Origin of the sequence: Rhizobacter sp. J219 (assembly GCF_024700055.1) — a bacterium.
In the GTDB taxonomy this organism is placed as follows: Bacteria; Pseudomonadota; Gammaproteobacteria; order Burkholderiales; family Burkholderiaceae_C; genus Rhizobacter.
In genome coordinates, this window is record NZ_JAJOND010000001.1 from 4,326,138 (window position 1) to 4,342,668 (window position 16,531).

A 16,531-nucleotide genomic window follows, 5' to 3' on the forward strand; every position below is an offset into this window, starting at 1 on the left:
GGGATGACATGGCGCCATCGTCGATCTTGATCGTGGAAGACGAAGCGGTCGTTGCGCTCGACCTGAAGATGCAGCTCGAAGACCTCGGCTACCGCGTGGTCGGCATTGCCGACGATGCCGAGCAGGCGATGCGTCTCGCGGCGCAGCACAAGCCCTCGCTCGCGCTGATGGACATCCAGCTCAAGGGTGCGGTCGACGGCGTGACGGTCGCCGGCGAGTTGCGCCGGCACATGGACCTGCCGGTGATCTTCCTCACCTCGTTCAGCGACGCGCAGACGGTGCGCCGCGCCGCCGCGACGGCGCCCTATGGCTACCTCACCAAGCCCTTCCAGATCAAGGAGGTGGCCGCCGGCGTGGAAGTGGCGCTGTGCAAGGCGCAGATGGAGCGTGCCGAGCGCGGCGCCGAACGTTCCCTCGCCTATGCGCTGCAGTGCGTGACCGATGGCGTGGTGCTCACCAACGAGCAGCACCAGGTGCGGTTCATGAACCCGGCGGCCGAGCAGCTGACCGGCTGGGACCTGCGCGACGCGGTGGGCAAGAGCGTCGACGAGGTGGTCAGCATCAGCATCGCCGAGCACGAGTCGCCCACGCTGGGTGGTCTGGCCGCGCCGACGCACGGCGTGTCGACGCAGCAGCGCGTGGCGGTGGCCAACGCGATGAGCCTGCACCGGCGCGACGGCAGTGCGTTGCACATCGACGAATGGACGGGCCCGATCCGCGATGACCAGGGCAGGAAGACCGGTGGCATCGTGCTGCTGCGCAATGCCTCGACGCGGCTCGCGCAGGAGCAGCGGCTGCTGGAGGCGCAGGACCGCTTCCGCTCGGCCTTCGATTTCGCGCCCATCGGCATGGCGCTGGTCTCGCTCGACCGGCGCATCCTGCTCGCCAACGAGGCGTTTGCACGCATGGTGGGGCATGAGCTGTCGGCGCTGATCGGCGTGTCGAGCGACAGCCTGACGCAGGCCGAGGACCTGCCGCACGAGCACGAGCGCCTGCAGGCGCTGGTGCTGGGTCATGAGCCGATGGTGCAGTTCGAGAAGCGCTACCTGCATGCTGACGACGGCGGCCCGATGGACGGCGCACCGGTGCTGGTGGTGGTGACAGTGGTGCGCGAAGACGACGAGCTGGTGTGCTTTCTCTACCAGGTGCACGACCGGCCGGCTCAGCGCGAGATCGCCGGCAAGGCCGCCGAAGTGGCGATGGAGCGCATGCGCCGCCAGGCGAGCGACGCGCAGAACCGCGCCACGCGCGACGTGCTGGCGCGTGTGGCGCACGAGATGCGCACGCCGCTCAACGCGGTGCTCGGCTACGGCGAGCTGATGAAGATGATGGCCACGGGCAGCAGTGCGCAGCTGCATGGCTACGCCGAGCAGGTGGTCAACGCCGGCCGGCACATGCTGTCGCTGGTGACGGAGGTGCTCGAAGCACCGCCCGGCCGCACCCAGGGCCCGCCGGTGCCGCTGGTGACGGTGAACCTGCGCAGCGCGATCGACGAGGCCATCGGCCTCCTGAAGCCGAGCGCGCAGGCGCACCACATCTGGCTCGACTGCCGCGTGCCCGCCGAGGTGCAGCTGCTGGCCGACCCGCTGCGGCTGCGCCAGATCCTGCTCAACGTGGGCTCCAACGCCATCAAGTACAACAAGCCGCAGGGCGTGGTGCGCTGGGCGCTGGAGCCGGCCGAAGCGGGCCGGGTGAAGTTTTCGGTGGTCGACGAAGGCGTGGGCATGACTGCCGACCAGCTCGACCGGCTGTACCAGCCCTATGACCGGCTGGGCCGGGAGCAGTCGAGCATCACCGGCACCGGCCTCGGGCTGGTGGTGACACGCGGGCTGGTCGAGCGCATGGGCGGCTCGATCAGCATCACGAGCGAGCCGCGCGGCGGCACGCGCGTCGAGCTGGAGTTCGATGCGGTGGGATGACGGCCCCCATGCCGACGGGTACGTCGGCCGATCCCCCGAGGGGATGCGGGCCGGCTTGGGGCGGCCCGGCGCTCGGCCCGCGGCGGTGCCCCGTCATCCTCCCCAGACTTCGCGGGCGGTTTCGACGACGAGCTTGAGCTTGTTGCGCTGCGCCTCCACCGCAATGTTGTTGCCGTGCACGGTGGAGCTGAAGCCGCACTGCGGCGACAGGCACAGCTGCTCCATCGGCGCGTACTGCGAGGCTTCGTCGATGCGGCGCTTCAGCGTGTCCTTGCTTTCCATCTCGCCGAACTTGGTGGTGACGAGGCCCAGCACGACGATCTTGCCCGGGGGCAGGTAGCGCAGCGGTCGGAAATCGCCCGAGCGGTCGTCGTCGTATTCGAGGAAGTAGGCGTCGAGGTTCATCTCCTTCAGGAGCGCCTCGGCCACCGGCTCGTAGTTGCCGGCTGCCGCGTGCGTGCTCTTGAAGTTGCCGCGGCACAGGTGCATCGCGAGCGTCATGCCCTTGGGCTTTTGCGCGACCACGAGGTTGATGAACTTCGCGTAGCGGTGCGGCAGCTCGTTGGGGTCGTCGCCACGCTGGCGGGCGGCTTCGCGCATCTTCTCGTCGCACAGGTAGGCGAGGTTGGTGTCGTCCATCTGCACGTAGGTGCAGCCTGCTGCGGCCAAGGAGCGCAGCTCGTCGCCGTAGGCGTTGGCCACGTCTTGGTAGAAGTCGGGTTCCAGCTCGGGGTAGGCCTCGCGGCTGATGCCGGCGCGGCCGCCGCGGAAGTGCAGCATGGTCGGAGAGGGGATGGTCACCTTGGCGGTGCTGCCCGGCGCGAGCTGGCTCTTGAGGTACTGGAAGTCGGCGAGCTGGATGTCTTTGGCGTGCTTCACCTTGTCGATCACGCGCATCACCGGCGGGGCCAGCTCCTCGGTGCCGTCGGGCCGCACGATGGTGACCGGGATGTCGGTCTTCACGCCACCCAGCTGCTCCAAGAAGTCGATGTGGAAATAGGTGCGGCGGAACTCGCCGTCGGTGATCGACTTCAGGCCCACGTCTTCCTGGAACTTCACGATCTCGGTGATGCACTCGTCTTCGACCTTGCGCAGCGCCGCCGCCGAGATCTCGCCCTTGGCCTTCTGCTCACGCGCTTCCAGCAGGCGCTTGGGGCGCAGGAAGCTGCCCACGTGGTCGGCGCGGAAGGGTGGGGCGGTGCGAGCGGTCATGGTGGTCTCCGGAAGGCAGAAAACGGGCATGTTAGCCAAATCATCCTCTCGATGAATACAGGGTTGCGCCAGATATACGGGTTAACCCGCGCTTTGTGCCGTCTTGCAGACCATTTAGACTAAAGCTGTATACAACCAGTATTCAGGATGTCGCCGCCATGACCGCCGCCCCGAAGCCCTTCCCCCTCAACGCCTGGTACGCCGCCGCCTACGACGTGGAGGTCAAGGCCGCCCTGCTGAGCCGCACGATCTGCGGCCAGAAGCTCGTGATGTTCCGCCGCAAGGACGGCAGCGTCGCCGCGCTGGAAGACGCCTGCTGGCACCGCCTGCTGCCCTTGAGCAAAGGCACGCTGCACGACGACGAGATCACCTGCGGCTACCACGGTCTGGTGTTCAACGGCGACGGCCGCTGCACCCACATGCCTTCGCAGGAGACGATCAACCCGTCGGCCTGCGTGCGTTCCTTCCCGGTGGTGCAGAAGCACCGCTTCGTGTGGGTCTGGCCGGGCGACCCGGCGCTGGCCGATGAATCGAAGGTGCCCGACCTGCACTGGAACGACGACCCCGCCTGGGCCGGCGACGGCAAGCTGATTCAGGTGAAGTGCGACTACCGCCTGGTGCTCGACAACCTGATGGACCTGACCCACGAGACCTTCGTGCATGGCTCCTCCATCGGCCAGCGCGCGGTGGCCGAGGCGCCCTTCGTCGCGACGCACAGCGACAAGTTCGCGACCGTCACCCGCTGGATGGAGGGCATCGACGCGCCGCCCTTCTGGGCCAACCAGCTGAAGCACGCCACCGGCTACGAAGGCAAGGTCGACCGCTGGCAGATCATCCGCTTCGAGGCGCCGTGCACCATCACCATCGACGTGGGCGTGGCGAAGGCCGGCACGGGCGCGCCGCAGGGCGATCGTTCGCAGGGCGTGAACGGCTTCGTGCTCAACACCATCACACCCGAGACCGAGACCACCTGCCACTACTTCTGGGCCTTCGCGCGCAACTACTGCCTGGGCGAGCAACGCCTCACGCACGAGTTGCGCGAAGGCGTGGCGGGCATCTTCCGGGAAGACGAGCTGATCCTTGAAGCGCAGCAGCAGGCCATCGACGAACACCCGGGCTACAAGTTCTACAACCTCAACATCGATGCGGGTTCGATGTGGGCGCGCAAGCTGATCGACAAGATGGTGGCGAAGGAAACGCCGCCGGATGCGCCGCGCGTCATCCCCCTGCGCAGCGCCGCATGAACGCCCGCCTCGAACCGGCCGACGACAGCGGCACTTCGCAGACCGTGCGCGCCCAGCTGCGGCTGCGCGAACTGATCGTCAACGGCGAGCTGAAGGCCGGTGCGCGCATCGCCGAGCTGTCGCTGGTCGACAGGCTCGGCGCCTCGCGCACGCCGATCCGCATGGCGCTGGTGCGCCTGCAGGAAGAAGGCCTGCTCGAAGCGTTGCCCAACGGCGGCTTCGCGGTGAAGGACTTCTCCGAGGCCGACATCCACGATGCGATCGAAGTGCGCGGCACGCTCGAAGGCCTGGCCGCACGCCTGGCCGCCGAGCGCGGCGTGACCTCGATCCTGCTCGCCGAAGCCCGCGACTGCATCGCCCGCATCGACGGCCTGCTGGCGCAACCCGAGCTGAGCGAAGACTCGTTCAACGGCTATGTCGAACAGAACGGTCGCTTCCACGACCTCCTGAGCGAGATGGCCGGCAGCGACCTCGTTGCCCGCCAGCTCGAACGCGCGAAGACCTTGCCCTTCGCCTCGCCCAACGGCTTCGTGCTCGCCCGCTCCACCGGCCCTGATGCGCGCGACACGCTGGTCGTCGCGCAGGCCCAGCACAAGGCGGTGCTCGATGCCATCGTGCAGCGCGAGGGCGCCCGCGCCGAAGCCCTGATGCGCGAACACGCGCGCATCGCCCACCAGAACCTGCGCGAAGCGCTGCAAAGCCACCAGAGCCTGCAGCGCCTGCCGGGCGCGAGCCTGATCCGCCGCCGCGCCACCCGATAGACCTCCGAAGCCGCAAGACCATGAAGAGCAGCAACACCTGGCACCCCGCCCACATCCGCGCTCACCGCGACCTGAGCGCGAGCGTGCGCGAGCTCGAGATCCGCCCCGAAGGCGGCGTGAAGCCGTGGACGGTCGGCAGCCACCTCAAGGTGCGGGTGAAGATCGAGGGCCGCGAGGAGACGCGCTCCTATTCTTTGGTGGGTCTCCACGACCCGGCCGTCTACCGCATCGCGGTGAAGCGCGCCGACCCCGGCCACGGTGGCTCGCGCCACATGTGGTCGCTCGAAGACGGCGAGGAGCTGACGATCGGCGAGCCCGACAACCACTTCGAACTCGCCTTCAACGCACCGCAGTTCCTGCTGGTGGCGGGCGGCATCGGCATCACGCCGCTGGTCGGCATGGCGCAGATGCTGGCGGCCAAGGGTGCCGATGTGCGCATGCGCTATGCCGCCCGCAGCGCCGCCGAACTCGTCTATGCCGACCTGCTGCGGCTCTCGCTGGGCGACCGCCTGCAGACTTTTTGCAGCGACGCCGGCGAGCGCCTGAGCCTCGACCGCGAGATCGCCGCGCTCGCACCCGGCGCGCAGTTGCTTGTATGCGGCCCGCTCGGCATGCTCGACGCCGCCCGCGACGCCTGGGCCGCCGCGGGCCGCCCGCCGGCCGACCTGCGCTTCGAGACTTTCGGCAACAGTGGCCACCATGCGGCCGAGCCGTTCTGGGTGGAGCTGCCGCGCCACCAGCTGCGCATCGAAGTGCCGCCCGACCGCACGCTGCTCGACGTGCTGGCGGACCACGGTGTCGAGACGCTGTCCGATTGCTGCAAGGGCGAATGCGGCCTCTGCGCGATGGACGTGATCTCGGTGCAGGGCCAGATCGACCACCGCGACGTGTTCTTCAGCCCGCACGAGCACCGGGCCAACCAGCGCCTGTGTGCGTGCGTCTCGCGCGTGAGCGGCGGCGGGGTGGTGCTCGACACCGCGTACCGGGCCGATGCCTAGCGCCGAGGCCTAGGGCCGATCCCCCAGCGCCGCCACCGGCGCGTGCCGTGCCATCAGCTCGCCGACCCAGTCGACGAAGGCACGCAGCTTGGCGCCGACGTGCCGGTTCTGCGGCCAGGCCGCATAGAGCGGCATCGGGTCGAGCGACCAGTCGGTTAGCAGCGCCTCGAGCTGTCCGCGTCGCACATGCGCATCGGCCATGTAGTGCGGCAACCAGAGCACGCCCATGCCGGCCACGCCCGCGGCGAGGTAGGCATTGCCGTCGTCGACCGAGACCACATAGCGCCCCGTCACCTCGACGCGCTCGCGCCCGGCGCGCATCACCACCGGCGCCACGGTGCCGCGGCTCGCGCGCAGATAGCCGACGATGCGGTGATGCGTGCCATCGAGCTCGCTCGGGTGGGTCGGGTGCCCGGCCCGCGCCAGGTAGCTGGGCGCCGCGTAGACGCCAAGCGTGAGTTCGCCCACGCGGCGCGCAGTGAGCGACTGGTCGGTGATCTCACCGCCGCGCAGCACGCAGTCGACGTTGTCGCCGATCAGGTCGACCATGCGGTCGCTCACGCCCATGTCGATCTGGATCTCGGGGTAGCGGGCGTGGAAGGCCGGCAGTGCCGGCATGAGCAGCAGCCGGGCCAGCGGGCTCGGCACGTCGACGCGCAGCCGCCCGCTCGGGGCCGCCACGGCGCTCGACACGCTGCCATCGGCCTCTGCCAGGTCGGCAAGCAGGCGCACCACCCGCTCGTAGTAGGCGGCCCCCTCGGCCGTCACCTTCACCTGGCGCGTGGTGCGATGGAGCAGCCGCACGCGCAGCCGCGTTTCGAGCTGCTGCACGAGCTGCGTCACGGTGGTCTTGCTCATGTGCAGCGTCTGCGCGGCCTTCGTGAAGCTGCCGGCTTCGACGACCCTGGCAAACGCCTGCAGCGCATCGAAACGGTCCATCGGGGCTCCAGAGGATGGTTCGGCTGATTGTTCGCGATTCGCAAACGATCATTGTGCGAGTACGCGGTTTATGGCGTGGGCGCCCGACCCTAGAGTCCTTGCACCCCACTCCAGGAGCTTTCATGTCTGCACGCGATGTTGTCTTCCCACCGGGCCGCCAGGCGCTGTATGAGCGCAACCGGTACTCGCCCGCGATCCGCTCGAATGGCTTTCTCTTCGTCTCGGGGCAGGTCGGCAGCCGGCCCGATGGCGCGCCCGAGCCCGATCTGTCGGCGCAGGTGAAGCTCGCGTTCGACAACCTGAACGGGATCCTCGCGGCCGCGGGCTGTTCCTTCCGCGACGTCGTCGACGTGACGGTCTTCATCGTCGATCCCGAGCGGCGCTTCGACACGATCTGGAAGGTGTTTGGCGAACACTGGGGCGAGGCGCCGTATCCCACGCTGACCGGCGTCGGCGTGACGTGGCTCTACGGCTTCGACTTCGAGATCAAGGTGATCGCGCGGCTGCCGGAGGCAACCCCCGCCCCGAGGTGAGGCCGGCGGGTGGGGCGGTGCGATCGGGGGTAGGGGCTTGCCCGCACGGACATGCCGTGCCGGCATAACTGTTAGTCGAACTCCCTGATTGCAGAATATCGCGCGCTTGGCGCACAGTCCGTGCACCCGACTCACCCGGAGACACTCCCATGCAAAAACGCCAGCTCCTGAAGGCGATTTTTCCCCTCGCGCTCGCGCTGTCCGGTTCACAGGCGTTGGCCCAGGCGGCACCCTTCAAGATCGGCTTCATCCTGCCCATGACCGGCCAGTCGGCCTCGACCGGCCGCCAGATCGAAGCGGCCGCCAAGCTCTACATGGCGCAGAACGGCAGCACCGTCGCGGGCCGCAAGATCGCGCTCATCATCAAGGACGACGCGGGCGTGGCCGATTCCACCCGCCGCATCGCGCAGGAGCTGGTGGTCAACGACAAGGTCGACGTGCTGGCCGGCTTCGGCCTCACGCCGCTGGCGATGGCCACCGCACCGATCGCCACGCAGAGCAAGACGCCGATGGTCGTGACGGCCGCGGCCACCTCGGTCATCACCACCGCCTCGCCCTACATCGTGCGCACCAGCTTCACGCTGCCGCAAGCCGCGGTCGCCATGGGCGAATGGGCGGGCAAGAACAAGATCAAGAAGGTCGTCACGCTCGTGACCGACTACGCCCCGGGCATCGACGCCGAGAAGTTCTTCAAGAGCCAGTTCCAGCTCAACGGCGGCGAGATCGTGGCCGAGATCCGCTCGCCGCTGCGCAGCCCCGACTTCGCGCCCTTCCTGCAGAAGGTGCGTGATGCCAAGCCCGACGCGGTGTTTGTCTTCCTGCCCTCGGGCCAGGGCGCGGCCTTCATGAAACAGTTTGCCGAACGCGGGCTCGACAAGTCGGGCATCAAGCTCATCGGCACCGGCGACATCACCGACGACGACCAGTTGAACGACATGGGCGACGTGGCGCTCGGCGTGGTGACCGCGCAGCACTACTCGGCCTCGCACAACTCGCCGACGAACAAGAAGTTCGTGCAGGCGTTTGAAGCCGCCAACAAGTTCCGCCCCAACTTCATGGCGGTGGCCGGCTACGACGGCATGCGCGTGATCTACAAGGCACTCGAAGCCACCAAGGGCAAGGGCGGCGGCGACGCACTGCTCGAGGCGATGAAGGGCCAGGTGTTCGAAAGCCCGCGCGGCCAGGTGATGATCGACGCGCAGACCCGCGACGTGGTGCACGACATCTACATCCGCAAGGTCGAGCGTGTGAACGGCCAGCTGTGGAACCAGGAGTTCGACGTGCAGAAGGCCGTCAAAGACCCTGGCAAGCTCGGCGCCAAATGACGGCTGCCTGACGCCTTCGGCGCCATCCCCCCACGGGGAAGCGCGCCGGGCTTGGGGCGGCCCGGCGCTCCGGCGCGCAACGCTACGTTCACGGCTCTTCTCGTCATGCTGACCCTCCTCTTCGACGGCATCGCCTACGGCATGCTGCTGTTCGTGCTGTCCGTCGGCCTCGCGGTCACGATGGGCCTGATGAACTTCATCAACCTCGCGCACGGGGCGTTCGCGATGGCCGGTGGCTACACCACCGTGCTCTTGATGAACCGCCTGGGCGTGCCCTTCCTGGCCACGCTGCCGCTCGCCTTCCTCTTCACCGCACTCCTCGGTGCCGCCTTCGAGCGCACGCTGTACCGGCCGATGTACAACCGGCCGCACCTGGACCAGGTGCTCTTCTCCATCGGCCTCGTCTTCATGGCGGTGACGGGCGTTGACTACATCATCGGCTCGCAGCAGCAGATGATCTCGGTGCCGTCGTGGCTGCAAGGCCGCTTCGACCTGGCCGACGTGGGCATCGGCAAGTACCGCCTCTTCATCATCATCGTGTGCGGCCTGCTGACGGTGGCGCTGCAGATGATCCTGAGCCGCACGCGCTTCGGCAGCCGGCTGCGCGCCGCGGTCGATGACCCGCGTGTCGCGCAGGGCCTCGGCATCAACGTCAACCAGGTGTTCCTCCTGACCTTCGCGGTGGGCTCGGGCCTGGCGGGCCTGGGCGGCGCGCTTGGTGCCGAGGTGCTGGGCCTGGAGCCGATCTTCCCGCTCAAGTTCATGGTGTATTTCCTGATCGTGGTCTCGGTCGGCGGCACCACCACCATCACCGGCCCGCTGCTGGCCGCGCTGCTGCTCGGCATTGCCGACGTGTTCGGCAAGTACTACGCCCCCAAGCTCGGGGCCTTCATCGTCTACGCGCTGATGATCGCGATCCTCACCTGGCGTCCGCAGGGCCTCTTCGGCCAGAAGGGCTCGAAATGAGCGCGGGCACCTCGCTCGAGAAAGTGCAGGCCTCGCTACGCGGCGCCTCGGGCTGGCGCTGGTGGGAGATCGCGCTCGGCGTGGTCGCGCTCGCCTCGGTGTTCCTTGCCGGCAACCATGCGCTGCTGCTCAACGAGATCGCGATCCTCGCGCTCTTTGCGCTGTCGCTCGACCTGATCCTCGGGTATGCCGGCATCGTGTCGCTCGGGCATGCGGCCTTCTTCGGCTTCGCGGCCTACGTGGCAGCACTTTTCGCCAAGCATGTGATGCCCGACCCGCTGGTCGGTCTGCTGGTGACGATCGGCGCCACCGGTGTGCTCGGGGCCTTGTGCAGCGTGCTCATCATCCGCGGCTCCGACCTGACACGCCTGATGATCACGCTCGGCGTCGCCGCCGTGCTCTACGAGCTGGCGAACAAGCTCGACTGGCTGACCGGCGGCGCCGACGGACTGCAGGGCGTGATGATGGGCCCGCTCCTGGGTAGGTTCGAGTTCGACCTGTATGGCCGCACCGCCTACGCCTACAGCCTCGCGGTGCTGGCGGTGTGCCTGCTGATCACACGGCGCATCGTGCATTCACCCTTCGGCTATTCGCTGAAGGCACTGCGCGACAACCGCCTGCGTGCGCAGAGCATCGGCCTGTCGGTGCACCTGCGGTTGGTGGCGGTCTACACACTGGGGGCCGCCATCGCCGGGGCTGCCGGTGCGCTGATGGCGCAGACCTCCGGCTTCGCCTCGCTCGACGGGCTCGACTTCCACCGCAGCGCCGACCTCGTGCTCGTGCTCGTGATCGGCGGCACGGCCTACCTCTATGGCGGCATCTTCGGTGCCATCGCCTTCAAGCTGCTGCACGACGTGCTCTCGGCCTGGACGCCGCAGTACTGGCTCTTCTGGCTGGGTCTCTTCCTCGTGGTCCTGATGCTGGTCGGGCGTGACCGCCTGATCCGCCCGTGGACCTGGTTCAAGCGCGGAGGCCAGGCATGAGCCACGTCGTGCTGGAGACCCACCAGCTCGTCAAGCGTTATGGCGGCATCACGCCGACGAACGACGTCTCGATCAAGGTCGAGAAGGGCGCACGCCACGCGCTGATCGGCCCCAACGGCGCGGGCAAGACCACGCTCGTGAACCTGCTCACCGGCGTGACCGAGCCGACCTCCGGCCGCATCTCGCTCGACGGTCAGGACATCACCCGCCTCGCGCCGCACCAGCGCGTGCGCCGCGGCATCGTGCGCACCTTCCAGATCAACCAGCTGTGGAGCGAGCTGACGCCGCTGCAGTCGCTCGCCCTCACCGTGAGCGCGCAGCTCGGCATCAGCCATCAGTGGTGGAAGCCGCTCGGCCGCGACGCGCGCGTGGCCGAGCGTTGCGCTGTGCTGCTCAAGCAGTTCCGCCTCGACGACGTGATGGACCAGAAGGTCAACGTGCTGGCCTACGGCAAGCGCCGCCTGCTGGAGATCGCCACCGCGATCGCGAGCGAGCCGCGCGTGCTGCTGCTCGACGAGCCGGTGGCCGGCGTGCCCGAGGGCGAGCGCCAGGAGATCTTCGACACCATCAACGCGCTGCCGGCGGAGGTGACCATCCTCCTGATCGAACACGACATGGACCTCGTCTTCAACTTCGCCCGCACGGTGAGCGTGCTCGTCAACGGCGCGCTCTTCGCCGAAGGCGATGTGGCCAGCATCTCGACCGACCCGCGCGTGAAGGCGGTCTACCTCGGAGAGGGCCATGGCTGAACTGTTGAAGGTCGAAGGCCTGAAGTCGGGCTACGGCGAAGCGGTGGTCGTGCAAGGCATCGACCTCACGCTCGAAGCCGGCCAGTCGCTCGCACTCCTCGGCCGCAACGGCACCGGCAAGACGACCCTCATGAACACGCTCGTGGGCGTGACGCGCCGCCACGCCGGCCGAATCGCCCTCGCCGGGCAGGACATCACGTCGATGCCCGCTTACCTGCGCGCCGGCGCCGGCATCGGCTGGGTGCCGCAGGAGCGCAACATCTTCAAGTCGCTCACGGTGCATGAGAACCTGACCGCCGTCGCGCGGCCGGGGCCGTGGACGGTGGTGCGCGCCTACGAGATGTTCCCGCGCCTGGCCGAGCGCAAGGGCAACATGGGCAACCAGCTCTCGGGCGGCGAGCAGCAGATGCTCGCCGTGGCCCGAGCGCTGGTGCTGAACCCCAAGCTCCTGCTGCTTGACGAGCCGCTGGAGGGCCTCGCGCCGATCATCGTGGAAGAGCTGCTGCGCAGCATCGCCCGCGTGGTGAAGGACGAAGGCATGTCGGCCATCATCGTCGAGCAGAACCCTCGCATGATCCTGCCGATCACGCACCAGGCGGTGGTGCTCGACCGCGGCCAGGTGGTGCACCGCGACCGCAGCGAAGCGCTGCTGGCCGCGCCCGAGCAACTGGAGCGCTGGCTCGCCGTCGCCAAGGCCTGAGCGCGGGTGTGAACGGCTGATGTCCCCCGCAGATCAGGGTTGCTTGCGACTCTAGGGGGGCACGCCGGCCGTGCCGCGTCGTATCTTGACCGGGCTCGCTGCGAGGGCGCGGCGGCCAGGGGAACGGTATGGCGCTGGCAGACAAGCTCGTGTTGAACGTCGTCGATGCATCGGCGATCAGTGTCATGAACCAGGTGAAGAGCCAGAGCCTCAGAGGCACGCTGATCCCGTTCCATCCGGTGTCGAATCGCATCGCGGCGCTCATCGATGTCGTCATCAACGCCACCGGCGGCCAGCAGCGCAGCATCGGTGTGCTGCGGCTCTGGGGGCACGGCATGCTGGACGGCCCCGGCGGTTCCGCCACGATGGTCTCTGATGACGAACAAGGCTGGGGTGGCTTCAGCCTCAAGGAGATGCTGGACGATGCGGTCCTGCGGGTCTTGCCGCGGCTCCAGCCGTATTTCGCGGTCGGAGCGCGCGTGGAGTTCAAGCACTGCCGCGTCGCGACGAAGGCCGGCTGGGACTGGCTTGTCTATCTCAGCGACCAATGGGGCGTCGAGATCCACGCGAGTGATCGCCTGCAGCACCTGTGCTCGTGGTCGGGCGAAGTGCTGACCTTCAAGCCCGGTCGTTCGCCCGGGCGTGTCAGAGGGATCGATCCCACCTAGCGTCAGGCCTGCGAGGCTTCAGCGTGCGCAGGGCCCGGTGCTCGCGTCGGCGCCGTTGCGGATCACGTTGCCGGTGTGGGTGTAGCTGCCCGCGTTGATGGCCACGAGGAACTGGTGGCCCTGGCCGGAATAGGTGTTGCACAGCGTGTTGTTGCGCACGATGCCGCCGTTGTCGACGTCGTCACCGCCGCTGCCGGCGCTGTCGACGTGGGCACCGAGCACGGCCGGGGTCACGGGCCGGTTCTGCGTGTTGAAGAGCCGGTTGTTCTCGATCAGTGGGGCGTTGGCCGCGCCCACGCAGATGCCGCAGCCGACGTTCGACACCGTGTTGCCGCGCACCACCACGCGCCGGAAGTATTCGGCCGAGGTGTAGCCCGGTGTGATCGAGAAGCCGTAGCAGCTGCCGGTGCCGGCCGTCTGCTCGATGGTGTTGCCTTCGATCAGGAGGCCGTCCCACTGGCCGTGCACGGTCACGTTGCCGCCGCGGCAGAGCGTGGCGTCGACCGGGCTGTTGTCGGCGCAGGGCGCGCGGGTGCACACCGAGTTGCGCACGAAGGTGTTGTTGCGGATCACGCCGTTGGTGCCGCGGCCGCCCAGGTAGATGGCGTGGTTGAAGGCGCTGCCCGAGAAGTTGTTGGCCTCGAAGGTGTTGCCCTCGAAGGTGAGGTTGACCGACGAACCCAGCATGCCCATCGACCCGTTGCGGTGGATGTGGTTGTTGCGCACCATCACATTGCCGATCGGGCTTTCGTTCTGGAAGTGCAGGCCGATCTCGAAGCCGGTGATCTCGAGGTTCTCGATCAGGATGTCGTGCGACAGGTTACGCAGGTGGATGCCCCAGCCCGGCTGGCCATTGCCGTCGAGCTTGAGGTTGCGGAAGACGTAGCCGCCGCTGTCTTCGGTGCGGTTGTAGTGGCTGGTCTGGAAGGCGTAGAACGCGCCGCCGGCCACGAGCCACGGCCGCGCCGTGCCACCCCATGCGGGCGTGTAGCTGTCGAACACCAGCGGCGCGGCGGCGGTGGCGTTGAGGTTGTGCACCTGCACGTTGAAGCCGGTCCAGGCACCGCCGCGGGCAAACAGCAGCTGGCTGCCGGCGGGCAGGGTGTCGAGGTTGAGGCCGGCCAGCGTGCGCTTCGGCGCGCTCGGGCTGGTGCCGGTGTTGGCGTTGTTGCCGGGCACGCAGGCGCTGTGGGCGCCGGCCTGGCAGTCGGAGAAGTAATAGGTGACCGCGTTGCCCGGGGCCGGGGCAGGCGCCGGGCTGGGTGCGGGGGCGGGCGCGGGCGCTGGCGCGGGGGCCGGGGGCGCAGGGGCCGCTTCGTAGGTGGTGTCGGTGCCGGCGCCGCAGCCGGCCACCAGCACCGTGGCGGCGATCGAGAGGCTCAGGCCCCAGACGGTCGAGCGGGCGAAAGGTGTGCGGTTCATGTTGTGTCTCCCTGTGCCAAGCATGCTGCCTGAGGCCCGCGTACGGAAGGCGTTACCAACTGCAAGGATGGGATGGCCGCGTAAGTGAGCGGGAGAACTTGGTGTCAGAACCTGAAGCGCTGCTGGCCGTGGCCTAGCTGGTCTCGAGTCGGAGCAGTCGCTCACGGATCGGCCATGTCGAAGATCTGGAACACGTCGCACCATGCAAACGCTGATTCCCCGTTAAACAACCAACTGGTGAGCAGCCACCCTTTACTTCGCAAGATCGATCCTGGTCAAAACGTCCAAAATGACCAAATCGGTACTTTTCCCTCAGATGTTGGCGGAAAACGCCCGATAACCGGTAAGGCGACAACGGCGCCCACCTCATCAGCGGAGTAATCATGTTCAAGCAAATTCGGCTCGGTGCGCGTCTCGCACTGGCTTTCGCCGCCCTCATCGTTATGGGCGCTTTGGTCGCGGCCTTTGGCATCAACGGGCTGATGCGGCTCGACAGTGTGAATGACAGCCTCTACGAGAAGGAGTTGCTCGGCATCTCCCACGTCAAGGAAGCCAACATCAACCTGATCTACGCGGCGAGAGCGCGGGGCCAATTCGCCCTGGCCACCACCGATGCCGACCGGCAAGCCGCGCGCAAGACCTTTCAGGAGTCCGTCGACAGCATGCGCATGTGGCTCGACAAGGCTCGCCCGCTCTTCTATCTGAAGAAGGGGCAGGACGAGTTTGACAAGCTCGAAGCCATGATCAAGGTTTGGTTGCCCGCGAGTGAAGCTTATTTCGCAGCGGCCAGCGGCAAGGCGCTGCAAGCCCCTGATCCTGAACTCGCAAAGCTGGACGTTGCAGTCAAGCAATCCAACAAGGTGGTCGATGACCAACTCACCTTCCTCACCAAGCTGAAGGAGGAGAACGGTGCCACCGCGTCCAAGGAAGGCACGGCGCTGTTCAAGCTCATGAGCATCGCGATGGGTGTGCTGACGGCGGTCAGCGCCGTGTTCGGCGTGGTTCTCGGTGTGCTCATCACCCGCGGCATCACGCGGTCGCTGGGTGGCGAACCGGGTGACGTGGCGATGGTGGCGAACGCCGTTGCCACGGGTGACCTCACCACCCGCATCGACACGTCCCGCGCAGCGCCGGGCAGCGTGGTGGCAGCGATGGACCACATGCAGCAGTCACTGCGCAAGGTGGTGAGCCAGGTGCGTGCGAGCAGCGACAGCATCGCGACCGGCTCTTCGCAAATCGCGACGGGCAATGCAGACCTCAGCCAGCGCACCGAGGAGCAGGCCAGCAACCTCCAGCAGACCGCCGCGTCGATGGAGCAACTCACGGCGACGGTCAAGACCAACGCCGACACGGCACGCCAGGCGACGCAACTCGCTGCCACCGCGACGCACGCGGCGGGCCAGGGTGGCGCCGTGGTGGGTCAGGTGGTGCAGACGATGGAAGGCATCACCGCGTCGAGCAAGAAGATCGCCGACATCATCGGCGTCATCGATGGCATTGCCTTCCAGACCAACATCCTCGCCCTGAACGCCGCCGTGGAAGCAGCGCGCGCCGGTGAGCAAGGCCGTGGCTTCGCCGTCGTGGCGAGCGAAGTGCGCACCTTGGCGCAGCGCTCGGCCGGTGCCGCGAAGGAAATCAAGGGGCTCATCACCGAAAGCGTGGAGAAGGTGGAAGCCGGCAGCCAGCAGGTCGGCGAAGCCGGTCGTGCGATGGACGAGATCGTGTCGCAGGTCAAACGCGTCAGCGATCTGATCGGCGAGATCGGTTCAGCCACCCACGAGCAGACCCAAGGCATCAGCCAGATCGGGGACGCGGTGAGCCAGCTCGACCAGGTTACGCAGCAAAACGCCGCACTCGTGGAAGAAAGCGCGGCGGCGGCTGACAGCCTCAACCAGCAGGCTTCTCGCCTGGTGGAGGCGGTGGGCATCTTCACGCTCGACAACAACCACCGCAGCCATGGCGCGAGCGTTCCTTCAGTGGCGCCCGTGGCTGCCGCGGCTCCCGTGCGCAAGATGGTCGAACGCAAGGCGCGGACGAAGAAGGCCGACAGCGCAGCACCCGCGACCGCGCCTGCGCAGGGCGAGGTCAAAGACGAGTGGTCGTCGTTCTGAC

Annotated in this window: 15 protein-coding genes; 12 read left to right on the forward strand and 3 right to left on the reverse strand. The window is 67.6% G+C overall.

Annotated elements, in window-relative coordinates:
• Positions 1-8: 8 nt before the first annotated feature.
• A complete protein-coding gene (locus LRS03_RS20495) occupies positions 9-1,919 on the forward strand; it encodes a hybrid sensor histidine kinase/response regulator (protein WP_257827797.1) in 1,911 nt (636 codons plus the stop codon).
• Between the two features lie 93 nt (positions 1,920-2,012).
• Here the strand turns inward: LRS03_RS20495 and LRS03_RS20500 are convergent, their stop codons facing one another.
• Positions 2,013-3,131, reverse strand: coding sequence for a 5-methyltetrahydropteroyltriglutamate--homocysteine S-methyltransferase (locus LRS03_RS20500; RefSeq protein WP_257827798.1), 1,119 nt, complete (start codon positions 3,129-3,131; stop codon positions 2,013-2,015).
• A 158-nt stretch (positions 3,132-3,289) separates the two neighbouring features.
• Here LRS03_RS20500 and LRS03_RS20505 point away from each other — a divergent pair, with 158 nt between their 5' ends.
• The 3 genes from LRS03_RS20505 to LRS03_RS20515 are packed head-to-tail and all read left to right on the forward strand — an operon-like array spanning position 3,290 to position 6,134.
• Positions 3,290-4,375: an aromatic ring-hydroxylating dioxygenase subunit alpha gene (locus tag LRS03_RS20505; RefSeq protein ID WP_257827799.1), complete on the forward strand. Its 1,086-nt coding sequence runs from the start codon at positions 3,290-3,292 to the stop codon at positions 4,373-4,375.
• A complete protein-coding gene (locus LRS03_RS20510) occupies positions 4,372-5,136 on the forward strand; it encodes a GntR family transcriptional regulator (RefSeq protein WP_257827800.1) in 765 nt (254 codons plus the stop codon). The genes LRS03_RS20505 and LRS03_RS20510 overlap by 4 nt, the downstream gene beginning before the upstream one ends.
• 20 nt (positions 5,137-5,156) lie before the next feature.
• Positions 5,157-6,134, forward strand: a complete 978-nt coding sequence (locus LRS03_RS20515; protein ID WP_257827801.1) for a PDR/VanB family oxidoreductase — start codon at positions 5,157-5,159, stop codon at positions 6,132-6,134.
• 9 nt (positions 6,135-6,143) lie between these two features.
• Here LRS03_RS20515 and LRS03_RS20520 read toward each other — a convergent pair whose 3' ends face one another.
• On the reverse strand, positions 6,144-7,073 hold the full coding sequence (locus LRS03_RS20520) for a LysR family transcriptional regulator (RefSeq protein ID WP_257827802.1): 930 nt from the start codon (positions 7,071-7,073) through the stop codon (positions 6,144-6,146).
• A gap of 122 nt (positions 7,074-7,195) precedes the next feature.
• On the opposite strand from LRS03_RS20520, the gene LRS03_RS20525 reads away from it, so the two are divergent.
• From LRS03_RS20525 to LRS03_RS20555, 7 genes are all read left to right on the forward strand, one after another.
• Complete coding sequence (locus LRS03_RS20525; RefSeq protein ID WP_257827803.1) at positions 7,196-7,606, forward strand: RidA family protein; 411 nt, start codon at positions 7,196-7,198, stop codon at positions 7,604-7,606.
• A gap of 149 nt (positions 7,607-7,755) precedes the next feature.
• Positions 7,756-8,931, forward strand: coding sequence for an ABC transporter substrate-binding protein (locus LRS03_RS20530; RefSeq protein WP_257827804.1), 1,176 nt, complete (start codon positions 7,756-7,758; stop codon positions 8,929-8,931).
• Positions 8,932-9,036: 105 nt separating this feature from the next.
• Positions 9,037-9,897 carry a branched-chain amino acid ABC transporter permease gene (locus tag LRS03_RS20535; protein WP_257827805.1) on the forward strand — a complete coding sequence of 287 codons (861 nt, stop codon included), beginning with the start codon at positions 9,037-9,039 and terminating at the stop codon, positions 9,895-9,897.
• Positions 9,894-10,880 (forward strand): branched-chain amino acid ABC transporter permease, encoded by a 987-nt coding sequence (locus tag LRS03_RS20540; RefSeq protein WP_257827806.1) that lies wholly within the window; start codon positions 9,894-9,896, stop codon positions 10,878-10,880. Before LRS03_RS20535 ends, LRS03_RS20540 begins: the two co-directional genes overlap by 4 nt.
• The gene (locus LRS03_RS20545; RefSeq protein ID WP_257827807.1) at positions 10,877-11,629 is read left to right on the forward strand and encodes an ABC transporter ATP-binding protein; all 753 of its coding nucleotides are present in this window, start codon (positions 10,877-10,879) and stop codon (positions 11,627-11,629) included. The genes LRS03_RS20540 and LRS03_RS20545 overlap by 4 nt, the downstream gene beginning before the upstream one ends.
• Positions 11,622-12,329 (forward strand): ABC transporter ATP-binding protein, encoded by a 708-nt coding sequence (locus LRS03_RS20550; protein ID WP_257827808.1) that lies wholly within the window; start codon positions 11,622-11,624, stop codon positions 12,327-12,329. The genes LRS03_RS20545 and LRS03_RS20550 overlap by 8 nt, the downstream gene beginning before the upstream one ends.
• A 128-nt stretch (positions 12,330-12,457) precedes the next feature.
• The gene (locus LRS03_RS20555; protein WP_257827809.1) at positions 12,458-12,997 is read left to right on the forward strand and encodes a hypothetical protein; all 540 of its coding nucleotides are present in this window, start codon (positions 12,458-12,460) and stop codon (positions 12,995-12,997) included.
• Between the two features lie 18 nt (positions 12,998-13,015).
• Here the strand turns inward: LRS03_RS20555 and LRS03_RS20560 are convergent, their stop codons facing one another.
• Positions 13,016-14,419 (reverse strand): right-handed parallel beta-helix repeat-containing protein, encoded by a 1,404-nt coding sequence (locus tag LRS03_RS20560; protein WP_257827810.1) that lies wholly within the window; start codon positions 14,417-14,419, stop codon positions 13,016-13,018.
• A gap of 383 nt (positions 14,420-14,802) precedes the next feature.
• Here LRS03_RS20560 and LRS03_RS26610 point away from each other — a divergent pair, with 383 nt between their 5' ends.
• Positions 14,803-16,530, forward strand: a complete 1,728-nt coding sequence (locus LRS03_RS26610) for a methyl-accepting chemotaxis protein (RefSeq protein WP_308296452.1) — start codon at positions 14,803-14,805, stop codon at positions 16,528-16,530.
• Position 16,531: the final 1 nt, after the last annotated feature.